Source organism: [Micrococcus luteus] ATCC 49442, assembly GCF_010367585.1.
Taxonomy (GTDB): Bacteria; Actinomycetota; Actinomycetes; order Actinomycetales; family Micrococcaceae; genus Arthrobacter; species Arthrobacter luteus_A.
In genome coordinates, this window is record NZ_JAAAXP010000001.1 from 835,864 (window position 1) to 849,426 (window position 13,563).

The 13,563-nt window shown below is 65.2% G+C and carries 10 protein-coding genes; 5 read left to right on the plus strand and 5 right to left on the minus strand.

From position 1 onward, the window contains the following. Positions 1–26: 26 nt before the first annotated feature. The 3 genes from GUV69_RS03905 (at position 27) to GUV69_RS03915 (ending at position 4,465) form a co-directional block, all read left to right on the plus strand. Entirely contained in the window at positions 27–2,573 is a 2,547-nt protein-coding gene (locus GUV69_RS03905; protein WP_164199910.1) for a DEAD/DEAH box helicase, read from the plus strand. A 22-nt stretch (positions 2,574–2,595) separates the two neighbouring features. Beyond that, positions 2,596–3,096, plus strand: a complete 501-nt coding sequence (locus GUV69_RS03910; protein WP_164199912.1) for a GNAT family N-acetyltransferase — start codon at positions 2,596–2,598, stop codon at positions 3,094–3,096. Positions 3,097–3,175: 79 nt separating this feature from the next. Next, positions 3,176–4,465 (plus strand): alpha/beta fold hydrolase, encoded by a 1,290-nt coding sequence (locus tag GUV69_RS03915; RefSeq protein ID WP_164206206.1) that lies wholly within the window; start codon positions 3,176–3,178, stop codon positions 4,463–4,465. On the opposite strand, the gene GUV69_RS03920 is transcribed toward GUV69_RS03915, so the two are convergent. The 4 genes from GUV69_RS03920 to coaE all read right to left on the minus strand — a co-directional run bounded on the left by GUV69_RS03920 (position 4,451) and on the right by coaE (position 10,616). After that, a complete protein-coding gene (locus GUV69_RS03920; RefSeq protein ID WP_164199914.1) occupies positions 4,451–5,866 on the minus strand; it encodes an MFS transporter in 1,416 nt (471 codons plus the stop codon). The two genes, GUV69_RS03915 and GUV69_RS03920, sit on opposite strands and share 15 nt — an antisense overlap. Before the next feature lie 108 nt (positions 5,867–5,974). Then, positions 5,975–7,003 (minus strand): TerC family protein, encoded by a 1,029-nt coding sequence (locus tag GUV69_RS03925; protein ID WP_164199916.1) that lies wholly within the window; start codon positions 7,001–7,003, stop codon positions 5,975–5,977. Positions 7,004–7,222: 219 nt separating this feature from the next. Then, positions 7,223–9,322: an excinuclease ABC subunit UvrB gene (gene uvrB, locus GUV69_RS03930; protein WP_164199918.1), complete on the minus strand. Its 2,100-nt coding sequence runs from the start codon at positions 9,320–9,322 to the stop codon at positions 7,223–7,225. Positions 9,323–9,386: 64 nt separating this feature from the next. Then, positions 9,387–10,616: a dephospho-CoA kinase gene (coaE, locus tag GUV69_RS03935; RefSeq protein ID WP_164199920.1), complete on the minus strand. Its 1,230-nt coding sequence runs from the start codon at positions 10,614–10,616 to the stop codon at positions 9,387–9,389. Between the two features lie 49 nt (positions 10,617–10,665). Here coaE and GUV69_RS03940 point away from each other — a divergent pair, with 49 nt between their 5' ends. Further along, positions 10,666–11,355, plus strand: a complete 690-nt coding sequence (locus tag GUV69_RS03940; protein WP_164199922.1) for an IMPACT family protein — start codon at positions 10,666–10,668, stop codon at positions 11,353–11,355. After that, complete coding sequence (locus GUV69_RS03945; protein ID WP_164199923.1) at positions 11,339–11,842, plus strand: GNAT family N-acetyltransferase; 504 nt, start codon at positions 11,339–11,341, stop codon at positions 11,840–11,842. Before GUV69_RS03940 ends, GUV69_RS03945 begins: the two co-directional genes overlap by 17 nt. A gap of 132 nt (positions 11,843–11,974) precedes the next feature. Here the strand turns inward: GUV69_RS03945 and rpsA are convergent, their stop codons facing one another. After that, positions 11,975–13,453, minus strand: coding sequence for a 30S ribosomal protein S1 (rpsA, locus tag GUV69_RS03950; protein WP_164199925.1), 1,479 nt, complete (start codon positions 13,451–13,453; stop codon positions 11,975–11,977). Between the last annotated feature and the right edge of the window lie 110 nt (positions 13,454–13,563).

Genomic DNA, 13,563 nt, shown 5'->3' on the forward strand with positions numbered 1-13,563 from the left:
CCTGAAGGGCACTAAGCTGGAAAACAATGAAACTCGTTGACCAGCTGTCTGTCCTGTCCGCCTCGACCCACTCCGGCGCCGGCATGGATCCGGACGCGCTCTACACCCTGTTCCTTGAATGGACCGAAAGCAGGGGCCTGGAGCTGTACGCCGCCCAGGACGAGGCCATCATGGAGCTGGCAACCGGCGCCAACGTGATCCTCGCCACCCCCACAGGGTCCGGGAAATCGCTGGTTGCCATTGCGGCGCATTTCCAGGCCATGGCGCGGGGCCGGCGCAGCTACTACACGGCCCCCATCAAGGCCCTCGTCTCCGAAAAGTTCTTCGCCCTGTGCGACATCTTTGGCGCGGAAAATGTCGGCATGATCACCGGCGATTCGGGCGTCAACCAGGACGCACCCATCATCTGCTGCACGGCGGAAATCCTTGCGAACATCGCCCTGCGCGAAGGCGACGGTGCGGACCTTGGCTCCGTGGTCATGGACGAGTTCCATTTCTACTCCGATCCGCAGCGGGGGTGGGCATGGCAGGTTCCCCTGCTGGAGCTGCCGCAGGCCCAGTTCCTCCTGATGTCCGCCACGCTGGGCGACGTCAGCCGCTTTGAGGACGGAATCACAGAACTCACCGGCCGCCCCACCACCACTGTCAGTTCTGCCGAACGCCCCATTCCGCTGCATTACTACTACCACGAGACCCCGGTCCACGAGACGCTGGAGGAACTGCTCTCCACGCGCCAGGTACCGGTCTATGTGGTCCATTTCAGCCAGATCGAGGCCATTGACCGCGCGCAGACCCTGATGAGCATCAACGTCTGCACGCGGGAAGAAAAAGACAAAATAGCAGAGCTGATCGCGAATTTCCGGTTTGCCGCCGGGTTCGGCAAAACCCTTAACAGGCTGGTCCGGCACGGCATTGGGGTCCACCACGCCGGGATGCTGCCCAAGTACCGGCGGCTGGTGGAACAGCTTGCCCAGGCCGGCCTGCTCAAGGTGATCTGCGGGACGGACACACTGGGCGTGGGCATCAATGTGCCCATCCGTACCGTCCTGCTCACCGCTCTGAGCAAGTACGACGGCGTACGCACCCGGCTGCTTAACTCCCGTGAGTTCCACCAGATCGCGGGGCGCGCCGGCCGGGCAGGGTACGACACCGCGGGCACGGTTGTGGTCCAGGCACCGGAGCACGTGATCGAGAACGTGAAAGCCATGGCCAAGGCAACAGCCAAGTTCGGCGATGACCAGAAGAAGCTCCGCCAGGTGGTGAGGAAGAAACCGCCCGAGGGCTTTGTGTCCTGGGGTGAACCCACCTACAAGCGGCTCGTCGAATCCGTGCCCGATCCTTTGAACTCGAGTTTCAGCGTGACGCACTCGATGCTCATGAACCTGATGGAGCGCCCCGGCGACCCGTTTGCGGCAGCACGCCGGCTGCTGACCGAGAACCATGAGCCGCGGGCATCGCAGCTGCGGCTCATGAAGCGGGCCTTGGGAATTTACCGCGAGCTCCTCGCAGCCGAGGTGGTGGAGCGTATTCCCGCGGCGGAACAGGGCGCCGACGGCAGGACCGTCCGGCTCACCGTCCACCTGCAGGCCAACTTTGCGCTGAACCAGCCGCTCTCGCCGTTTGCGCTGGCGGCGCTGGAACTGCTCGACCCGGATTCGCCGTCGTATGCACTGGACGTGGTGTCCGTGATCGAGGCGACCCTCGAAAAGCCGCGGCAGATCCTCTCCGCCCAGCAAAAGAAGGCCCGGGGAGAAGCTGTCGCCGCCATGAAGGCGGACGGCATCGAGTACGACCAGCGGATGGCGATGCTGGACGAAGTCACGTACCCGCAGCCGCTGGCGGAGCTCCTCGGCGAGGCGTTCGAGGTATACCGTAAGGCCGCACCCTGGGTGGGTGACTTTGAACTGGCGCCCAAGTCTGTGGTCCGGGACATGTACGAGCGTGCCATGAACTTCGGCGAGTTCGTGCAGTTCTACGGCCTTGCCCGGTCCGAGGGAATTGTGCTGCGGTACCTGGCGGACTGCTTCAAGGCATTGCGGCAGACGGTCCCGCAGGACATGCTGCGCGAGGACCTCGAGGACCTCATCGCCTGGCTCGGTGAACTGGTGCGGCAGGTCGACTCCAGCCTCCTGGACGAATGGGAAGAACTGACCTCCGGCGCGGCGCCCACGCCGCACGACGCTCCCCCTCCCCCGCCGCCGTCGCTGACGTCCAACATCCGCGCCTTCCGCGTGATGGTCCGCAACGAGATGTTCCGGCGTGTGGAGCTGTTCGCGGACGAGGATGCGGGGGCCCTGGCGGAGCTCGACGCCGGCGCGGGCTGGGATGCGGAGCGCTGGGAAGACGTCCTGGACGACTATTTCGACGAACATAACGACATCGGCACCGGACCGGATGCCCGCGGCCCGGGCCTGCTCATCATCAGCGAAGAGCCCGGGCTCTGGAAGGTCCGGCAGATCTTCGACGATCCGGCGCGCAACCATGACTGGGGCATCTCGGCGGAAGTGGATCTGGCAGCCTCGGACGAAACCGGCACGGCCGTGGTCCGGGTGACCGGCGTCAACCGGCTGTGAGGCCCCCTAGTAAACTCGAACCATGAGTGTAATCCGCCCCGCCGCCCCGCACGACGTCCCCGCCATCCTGCAGATGATCCACGAACTGGCCATCTACGAGAAGGAACCCGAGGCCGTGCGCAACACTCCGGAGATGCTCTCCGAGGTCCTCTTTGGCGAGAATCCCCGGGTGTTCGCCACCATGGCCGAGAACGCCGGGGGCGAGGTCCAGGGGTTTGCATTATGGTTCCTGAACTACTCCACGTGGGAGGGCGTTCACGGCATCTACCTGGAGGACCTCTATGTGAGCCCGGATGCCCGCGGTGAGGGCCACGGGAAGGCGCTGCTGAAGCACCTGGCCGCCCTCGCCGTGGACAAAGGCTACGCCCGGGTGGAATGGAGCGTGCTGGACTGGAACGAACCGTCCATCAACTTCTACCGGAGCCTTGGAGCCCGTCCCATGGACGGCTGGTCCACGTTCCGGCTGACCGGGGACGCACTGGAGAGCTTTGGCACCAGTGTCCCTGCTGACGCCCGTGCCTGAGCAGGCTCGTTCGTCCGTGGCAACCCGAACGCTGAAATCTGTCCCTCATACGGTGAAGGGCCGCCACGAGTTCCGGGGGATGCGCACCACCGAACATTATTTCACCGTTCCCCTGGACCACTTTGGCCCGGCCCCGGCCGGCAGCAGGCCCGAGACCGTCACCGTGTTCGCGCGTGAATATGTTTCCGCGGAGCACAGCGAGGCTGAAGCGGCGGGCCTTCCCTGGCTGTTGTTCCTTCAGGGCGGCCCGGGCGGGCGCGGCAACAGGCTCGCCTCGCTCGGCGGCTGGAGCAAGGCTGCCGCCCGCGATTTCCGGATCCTGATGCTGGACCAGCGCGGCACCGGCCTCTCCACCCCCGTCGACCGGAACACCCTCCCGGCACGCGGGACGGCTGAGGCGCAGGCTGCCTATCTGGAGCACTTCCGGGCGGATTCGATCGTGGCGGACGCCGAACTGATCCGGGCGGCCCTCGGCTCCGGCCCGTGGACCATCTACGGGCAAAGCTATGGCGGATTCTGCGCGCTGACCTATCTGTCCTTTGCGCCGGGAGGCGTGAAGGAAGCACTCATCACCGGCGGCTTGGCGCCGTTGTCCGGACCTGCCGACGACGTCTACCGGGCCACGTTCCCCCGGGTCGCAGCGCGCAATTCCGAGTACTTTGCATGGTATCCGGAAGACCGGCTGACCGTGGAGCGGATCGCAGCGCACCTTCGCCGGACCGGGGAATACCTGCCGGACGGCGGCCTGCTTACCGTGGAACGGTTCCAGATGGTGGGCGCGTTTTTGGGCGGAAACACCCGGGTGGACGGCCTTCACTACCTGCTGGAAGACGCCTTCACACAGACACCGGACGGGGACAGGCTCTCGGACGCCTTCCTGGACCAGGTGCAGGGAATTGTGTCCCGCAGCGCCAACCCGCTCTACGCATTGATGCACGAGTCGATCTACGGGCAGGGCCAGGCGAGCGGCTGGGCTGCCTGGCGTGTGCTGGCGGAACACCCGGAATTCCATCCGGAGGCCGAGCCGCTGCTGCTGACCGGAGAGATGGTGTATCCGTGGTATTTCGACCAGGACGCTGCCTTGAAGCCGCTCCGGCCGGTGGCCCACCTGCTCGCCGCCAAGACCGACTGGAAACCTCTGTACGACCGCGTGCAATTGGCCGCTAACAGCGTGCCGGTTGCCGCGGCCGTCTACCGGGACGACATCTATGTGGACCGCGACCTGTCCCTGGAAACGGCCGCTGCAGTCCGTGGACTGCAGGTTTGGGAGACGGCAGACTTCCACCACGACGGAATCGCCGATGACGGTGAGGCCATCTTCGGCCGGCTGCTGGGGATGGTGCGCTCCGGAAGTTCAGCTGCCGGCTGAGGTGCCCACGGAGCCGGCGGCCGGGTTGCGCCGCCGGGCCAGCAGCGACACACATGCGGCTGTCAGGACAGCGGCTCCCACGACGCCGCCTGCCAGGTTAAGCCCCAGGTAACCGGCCCAGCTGAGGATCAGGCCGGAGGTGGCCCCGCCCACCGCGCCGGCGGCACCCATCAGTGTGTCCGATACGCCCTGGACCACCACCCGGGACTCCTGGCCGACGCTTTCCGCCAGCAGGGTGGAGCCTGCAATGGTGGCCGCAGACCAGCCCAGGCCGAGCAGGACCAAGCCTGCGGCCACTGCCGCCGTTGACTGCTGGCCAAACCCGGCGACAACAACGGCGGCGAGCAGGGTGGCGAAGCCAATCATGATGGTCTCCGTCCTGCCCGCCTTGTCAGTCAGCCATCCCATGACCGGGGACAGGGCGAACATCCCCGCGATGTGCAGGGAGATGGTGAAACCGATGATGACAAGCACATCGCCGGAGGCGGCATGGCCGGCATGCGATGCGGCTGGACCGGCCACGAGGTCCTGCAGGTGCAGCGGGGTCATGGACATCACGCCCACCATCACCGCGTGGGCGCCGACGACGGCGGCCAGAGCCAGCAATGCCGGCCTCGACGCGCGGACGGCCCGCAGTCCGCGCGTCAGCGATCCGCCGGCGGCCTGCGGCGGCGGGCCTTGAGCGGTTGCTGCGGCAGCCGCGCTGGGGCGGGCAGCCGGCTTCGCGCCGCCGTCGTCCGGGTGCTCCGCACCCCGTTCCCGGGCAGCGAGTTCGCGGGCGAACAGCAGGGGGTCCGGCCTGAGGCCGGCGAAGAGCAGCGCAATGGCCAGCAAGAGCCCCGCTGCAGCGATCACGAACGGCCCGGCAACGGGCGGCAGTCCGAGGGCCTGCCCCACTGCCGTGCCGGGCTGGATCAGGTTGGGGCCGGCGACGGCGCCCACCGTCATAGCCCAGACAACGGCGGACAGTGCCCTGCCGCGGTGGTCATCGTCGGCAAGGTCGACGGCGGCAAAGCGTGCCTGCAGGCTGGCGGCGGTGCCCACGCCGATGCCCGCCGCCCCCAGCACCAGCAGGACAAAAACTCCTGAGACCACGGACAGCACGATGAGCACAGTGCCTGCCAGCGCTGCGGAAAGGCCCGTGACCTGGCCGATGCGGCGGCCGCGGCGGTCGGCCAGTGATGCGAGCGGCAACGCGGCCAGGGCGGCGCCAAGCGTCATCACGGTGGCCACAGCTCCTGCCCAGACGGTGGAACCGGAGAGTTCCACCGCAAGGATGGAACCGATGGACACGGTGGCGCCCGTCCCGATGCCGCCAAAGATTTGGGCTGCACCCAGCAGCACCACGGTGCGGCGCTGCACCTGGTGCACTCCGCTTTCCGTCATGAGGATGCGGGCCATGGTTCGAGCATAGTCCTCGGCGAACCGCTGCTACAGGGGTTTTTAAAGCAGGCAGTCCCGGCCAATGTGCGGCCGGGACTGCTTGGAGGGGCTTGGTAAAGAGCGCGCTTACTCGGAGTCGCTGAGGCTCTTCCTGGCATCTTCCTCGAGGCGCGGGTCCAGGTGCGCCGTCTTTGCCTTGGAGCTCAGGAGGCTGGCAATAACGGCCACGATGATGGTGCCCACGATGACGGCCAGGGACACGAACGTGGGGATCTCAGGAGCCCACTCGATGTGGTTGCCACCGTTGATGAACGGCAGTTCGTTCACGTGCATCGCGTGCAGCACCAGCTTTACGCCGATGAACGCCAGGATGAAGGACAGGGCGTGCTTCAGGTAGATAAGGCGGTTCATCAGGCCACCCAGCAGGAAGTACAGCTGGCGCAGGCCCATGAGGGCGAACAGGTTGGCGGTGAAGACAATGAACGGGCTCTGGGTCAGGCCGAAGATCGCGGGGATAGAGTCAACGGCGAAGAGGAGGTCGGTCATGCCGATGGTGATAAACACAACCAGCATGGGGGTGAAGACCTTTTTGCCGTCCACCGTGGTGCGGAGCTTGCCGCCGTCGAACTTCTCCGACATGGGGATGATCTTGCGGATCCCGGCGATGAGCGGGTTTTCCTTGTCCTCTTCGTCCTCACCTTCGTCCTGGGCCTGCTTCCAGGCAGTCCAGAGCAGGAAGGCGCCGAAGATGTAGAACACCCAGCTGAACTGCTCGATGACGATGGCGCCGAGGAGGATGAAGATGCCACGCAGGATGAGCGCGATGATGATGCCCACCATCAGCACTTCCTGCTGGTACTTCCGGGGAACGGAGAACCTGGCCATGATGATGATGAAGACAAACAGGTTGTCGATGCTCAGGCTGTATTCCGTCACCCAGCCGGCGACGAACTGCCCGCCGTATTCCGGGCCCGTGAAGGCAAACATGGCGCCCGCAAACACCAGGGCGAGCGTTACGTAGAACGCCACCCACAGGCCGGCTTCCTTCATGGAAGGTTCGTGGGGACGGCGGATGACCAGCAACAGGTCAATCAGGAGAATCAGGCCGAGGATGACAAAGGAGCCAACCTCGAACCACACGGGCAAATCGAGCACAGGGTAGCCTTTCGCAGGGTACAAAGAAATTGTGTAAGTCTCTCCGGCCGGCCTGTGCACTTGGTGCTGAATCGGCGACCCGCTACGCCCGGCCAGGCAACTATGCCTGGCGTGTTGACGATCGTAGCGCTTGGGATACTCCCCTACGTGACCTTAACTGTACAGCAGGCACCCCTACGCTCAGGAACACGTCCGCCGTTCGGCACGCCGCGCCGTCTCCTAAGCGTGGCCGGCTGCCTGCATCTGGCGCAGTTCCTTCTTGAGTTCGCTGACTTCGTCACGGATCCTGGCGGCCACTTCGAACTGCAGCTCCGCGGCCGCGCCGTGCATCTGTTCCGTGAGCTGCTCAATGAGGCCCACGAGGTCTTCGGCCGGCGCAGCGGCGAGGCCGTCCTTGCGGACCTGCGCAGCACCCTTGGCCGCAGACTTCCCGCGTTTGGCGCCTTTGGCCAGGCGGTTGTTGTTCAGCAGCTCCTGGGTGTCGGCGTCCTCCTTGGCCAGCTGATCGGTAATGTCGGCAATCTTCTTCCGCAGCGGCTGCGGATCGATGCCCTTTTCGGTGTTGTAGGCAACCTGGATGGCACGGCGCCGGTTGGTCTCATCGATGGCGTGGGCCATGGAGTCGGTAATCCGGTCCGCGTACATGTGCACCTGGCCCGAGACGTTACGGGCGGCACGGCCGATGGTCTGGATCAGCGATGTGGAGGACCGCAGGAAGCCTTCCTTGTCCGCGTCGAGGATGCTCACCAGCGAGACTTCGGGCAAGTCAAGGCCTTCGCGGAGCAGGTTGATGCCCACCAGAACATCAAAGACGCCCATCCGGAGTTCGCGGAGCAGTTCCACGCGGCGCAGGGTGTCGACGTCGGAGTGGAGGTACTCCACCTTGATGCCGTGGCCCACCAGGTAATCGGTAAGGTCCTCGGCCATGCGCTTGGTGAGAGTGGTGACCAGGACACGCTCGTTTTTCGCCGTCCGGGTCTTGATCTCACCGAGCAGGTCGTCGATCTGGCCCTTCGTGGGCTTGACCACCACCTCGGGATCGATGAGGCCGGTGGGCCGGATGATCTGCTGGACAAAGCCGTCCGCCTTGCCCAGTTCGTACTTGCCGGGAGTGGCCGAGAGATAGACGGTCTGGCCAACGCGTTCCAGGAACTCATCCCACTTGAGGGGGCGGTTGTCCATGGCCGACGGGAGCCTGAAGCCGAAGTCCACCAGGTTCCGCTTTCGGGACATGTCGCCCTCGTACATGGCCCCGATCTGCGGCACAGTGACGTGTGACTCATCAATCACCAGCAGGAAATCGTCCGGGAAGTAGTCCAGGAGGCAGTGCGGTGCGGTGCCACGGGCCCGCCCGTCGATGTGTGACGAGTAGTTCTCGATGCCGTTGCAGAACCCCATCTGCTGCATCATTTCCAGGTCATAGGTGGTGCGCATCCGGAGCCGCTGGGCTTCGACGAGTTTGTTCTGGCTTTCCAGGACCTGCAGCCGTTCCGCCAGTTCGTCCTCGATCCGCTTGATGGCGCGGGCCATCCGCTCGGGACCGGCAACGTAGTGCGAGGCCGGGAACACGTACATCTCCTCTTCGTCCCGGATCACTTCCCCGGTCAGCGGATGGAGGGTGTGGATGTTCTCAATTTCATCACCGAAGAATTCGATCCGGATGGCCAGTTCCTCGTACATGGGGATGATTTCCACGGTGTCGCCACGGACCCGGAACGTGCCCCGGTGGAAATCCATGTCGTTGCGCGCGTATTGCATGGCGACAAACTTCCGGAGCAGGTCATCGCGGTTCATCTCCGCCCCCTTGCGGAGCGTGACCATGCCGGCGATGTACTCTTCCGGCGTACCGAGGCCGTAGATGCAGGACACGGTGGCAACCACGATGACGTCACGGCGGGTCAGCAGGGCGTTGGTGGCGGAGTGGCGGAGCCGTTCAACCTCCTCGTTGATGGAGGAGTCCTTCTCGATGAAGGTGTCCGTCTGCGCGACGTATGCCTCAGGCTGGTAATAGTCGTAGTAGGAGACGAAGTACTCCACAGCGTTGTTTGGCAGGAGCTCGCGGAATTCATTGGCCAGCTGGGCGGCGAGTGTCTTGTTCTGGACCATCACCAGGGTGGGGCGCTGGACCTGTTCGATCAACCAGGCCGTGGTGGCGCTTTTACCCGTACCCGTGGCACCAAGCAGGACAACGTCCTTTTCGCCGTTTTTGATCCGCTCCGTCAGTTCTGCGATGGCCGCGGGCTGGTCTCCCGCGGGCTGGAATTCGCTGATGACCTCGAAGGGCGCTACAACACGGTTGATCTCCTGCGCAAGGCTCATGCATCTAATCTACAACCGGGGACCGACAGCCAGGCCGTGATCCGTTACCGGCGAACAATTCCGCTCAGGTGCGGGGAGTTCGGGAAACGTACGACGGCGGCTGCCAGCCTGTGCGCGCGGCCCACCCGTCCATGCGCGGCCAGGCGATCTCCGTGAACCACGGCTCCTTCGCCTCCGCATAGGCGTGGGTGCCCCTGGTGCCGGCAAACTGTTCAGTCAGGGCCCGCTTGTGATCGCCATACAGGGCGGCGGCTTGGGGGTCGCTCCGGAGCCAATCGCGGAAGAGCAGTGCATAACGCCAGCCGGGTGATCCCGCAGGGCGGACGTGAACGTTGACGGCCCGGCAAGGATCCGCGTTGGCGTGAAAGCGCTTCTGCCACCGTGACGGGTCCGGGTCCGCCGGCTTGGGAGTATCGAAGCCGGCCCCCGGCACTGCCGGAAAGCCGGCCGCCGCCAGCTGCGGGGCGATCGTGTCCGCAGCTGCAAGGTCTGCCACTGTGACCTGGAGGTCAATCACATCTTTCGCAGCCAGCCCCGGCACTGCCGTGGAGCCGATATGGTCAACAGCCAGGATGTGGTCCGGCGCGGCGGCCATGATCCGGGACGCCAGCCGCCCGGCCTGCGCTGCCCACTCCGCCTGCGGCGCGGAAAGGACTGCCGCGCCGGCCCTGGCCGCCCTGACACCGCGGCGAAGATTATCCGCAAACGGAACCAGCCGTTCGCTCCAGAGCCGGTCAACCTGCGCCAGCAGCATGTCGACGGAACCGGAGTTGTCCAGGACCGCGTCGGCCGCAGCGAGCCGGTCAGCACGCGTGGCCTGAGCTGCCATGCGTGCGGCTGCTTCCTCGCGGGTCATGCCCCGGTGTTCGAGCATGCGGGCGATCCGGACTTCGTCAGGCGCGTCCACAACCAGCACCAGATGGAAATGGGCGGCCTGCCCTGACTCGACCAGCAGGGGGATGTCCTGGACCACGACGGCGCCGACCGGAGCCTGCGAGATGAGGCGTGCCGCGGCCTCGCGGACCAGCGGGTGAACTATGCCGTTGAGCACGGCCAGCTGGGCGGGATTGCCAAACACCAGGGCGCCCAGCCTGGCGCGGTCAAGCCGGCCGCCGGCGTCGAGCATGCCGGGCCCGAACGCCTCGATTACACGGTCGAGTCCCGGAGTACCAGGTTCCACCACCTCCCGGGCCAACGCGTCAGCGTCCACCAGGACAGCACCGAGCCCGGCCAGCCGCGAGGCGACCACTGACTTCCCTGAGGCGATACCGCCCGTCAACCCGATTTTGAGCACTCCCCCAGCCTATCCCCCAACACCTCGACGACCTCGTTAGACTTGGGCGGTGCAAGAGCAAGAGAGCCGGGCAACGTCCTACACCACGCTCGCCCCCGGCCCTGGCTTCCGGCATGAGATCGAGATCAAGCGGTCACGGTTCATCACTGTGCTGCGTCGCGCTGAGAATGAGGAAACTGCGCGTGACCTGGTGGCCGGGCTGCGCCGCGAGTTCCACGACGCGCGGCACCACTGCTCGGCCTTCGTCGTAGGACCGGACCGGGACATCCAGCGGTCCAATGACGACGGCGAACCCTCCGGCACCGCCGGGCTCCCCATGGTGGAGGCGATCCTCAAGCGGGAGACCGCCCCCGGGGTGACGGACCTTAGCGACGTAAGCGCCGTCGTCGTGCGCTATTTCGGTGGCATCCTGCTGGGCGCGGGTGGCCTGGTACGCGCCTATTCGGAATCTGTGTCCGCTGCCCTTGAACAGGCACCGCTGGTCCGGCGCCGCCGGCTGCGGATCTGCGCCGCACACGTGCCCCACGCTGCTGCCGGCCGGCTGGAGAATGACCTGCGGGCGGCGGGATTCGTGATGGCAGAAACCAGTTATGGTGCCCGGGAGACGGTCCTGCGCGTGGCGATCCCTGACGACCCGGCGGAGCTCGAGGCTGCCGTGGAGCGCATGCTGCAGTTCACGGCCGGAACAGTGGACCTTATGCCCGGCGGGACAGAGTGGCTCGATGTCCCGCTCCCTTGAGGTCCGCCTGGCTGACGTTGATGAAGCCATGCTGGAAACGCTCCTGCACCTGGCCCAGGATGATGCCTTGCCGGACGAGGTGACACCGCCCTTGGGCAGCGGGTCCGGCTGGAATCTCGAACGGAGTCAGTGGTTCCGCGCATACCACCGGGCAGCCGCGGGCGGGCTCAACGGACCGTCGCAGGAGAAGAGCTGGGCGGTCCTGTGCGACGGGACACCGGCCGGTTCGATCCGGTTGAAGAGGACCGCGGACCTGAACACAGCGGAGACGGGTATCTGGCTGGGCCGGAGTTTCCGTGGCCGCGGCGTCGGTACAGCCGCCCTGAAGCTGGTTCTGGCGGAGGCCCGCAGTGCCGGGCTGCTGCAGGTCGTCGCCCGGACCACCGCCGGCAACATCGGCGCCCAGCGGATCCTGGGCGGCGCGGGAGCCCTTTTAACGCACGACGACGACGGCGCCGTGAGTGCCGCCGTCGTACTCCCACACTGACTCGCACTAAACGCACCCAAACGCGCGTTTGAGTGCGTTTGCTGCCAGTCAGATGGCGGGTTAAGCACAGCAGGCCCCCGCCTAAGGCGGGGGCCTGCTGTGCCAGTCCGGGAAACCCCGGACAAGTGGCAATTAGTTGCCGGTCAGCTTCTCACGCAGAGCAGCAAGAGCCTCGTCGGATGCAAGGGTGCCTGCACCGGCGTTGGACTCGGCAGCAGGCTCCGAAGAGTAGCTGGTGGTGCCGGAATCGCTGTCACCGGACGTTGCAGCAGCAGCGTCGTCGGCAGCGTGCTGGGCAACCTGCTTCTTGTGTGCTTCCCACTTGGTCTGGGCGTCAGCGTACTGCTGCTCCCAGGCGGCGCGCTGGTTCTCGTAGCCTTCAAGCCACTCGTTGGACTCCGGATCGAAGCCCTCCGGGTACTTGTAGTTGCCTTCTTCGTCGTACTCGGCGGCCATGCCGTAGAGAGCCGGATCGAATTCGGTGGACTCGGCGTCAACGCCCTCGTTAGCCTGCTTGAGGGAGAGGGAGATGCGGCGGCGCTCGAGGTCGATGTCGATGACCTTGACGAACAGCTCGTCACCAACGGAGACAACCTGCTCAGCCAGCTCCACGTGGCGGACTGCCAGCTCGGAGATGTGAACCAGGCCTTCGATGCCGTCTTCGACGCGAACGAACGCACCGAACGGAACCAGCTTGGTGACCTTACCCGGAACAACCTGGCCGAGGGCGTGGGTGCGGGCGAAGGTCTGCCACGGATCTTCCTGCGTAGCCTTGAGCGACAGCGAAACGCGCTCGCGGTCCAGGTCGACCTCGAGGACCTCGACGGTGACTTCCTGGCCAACTTCGACAACCTCGGACGGGTGGTCGATGTGCTTCCAGGACAGCTCGGAAACGTGAACGAGGCCGTCTACGCCGCCCAGGTCCACGAATGCACCGAAGTTGACGATGGAGGAAACGACGCCGGGACGGACCTGGCCCTTTTCCAGCTTGTTGAGGAACGTGGAGCGGACCTCGGACTGGGTCTGCTCGAGCCATGCACGGCGGGACAGCACAACGTTGTTGCGGTTCTTGTCCAGCTCGATGATCTTGGCTTCGATCTGCTGACCGATGTACGGAGCAAGGTCGCGCACACGGCGCATCTCGACGAGGGATGCGGGCAGGAAGCCGCGCAGACCGATGTCGAGGATAAGACCACCCTTGACAACCTCGATGACGGTACCGGTGACAACACCGTCTTCTTCCTTAACCTTCTCGATGTCGCCCCAGGCACGCTCGTACTGAGCGCGCTTCTTGGAGAGGATCAGGCGGCCTTCTTTGTCTTCCTTGGTGAGCACCAGGGCTTCGACCTGATCGCCAACGGAGACGACGTCTCCGGGATCAACATCGTGCTTGATGGACAGCTCGCGGGAGGGGATGACACCTTCGGTCTTGTAACCGATGTCGAGCAGAACTTCATCGCGGTCGACCTTGACGACGGTACCTTCGACGAGGTCTCCGTCGTTGAAGTACTTGATGGTGGCGTCGACTGCTGCGAGGAAGTCCTCAGCGGTACCGATGTCGTTAATCGCGACTACGGGGGTACCGGGCTTCTCGGTGGAGGTGATGGTCATGTAGTAGGGGCTCCGTTGTGGATAGTTAGTCGGTCAGGCAAACCGCCGCACCCGCGTTATGGAACGCAGGCACAGGTTGCGGCAGACCGCATGGATCTGCCGGGTCATCC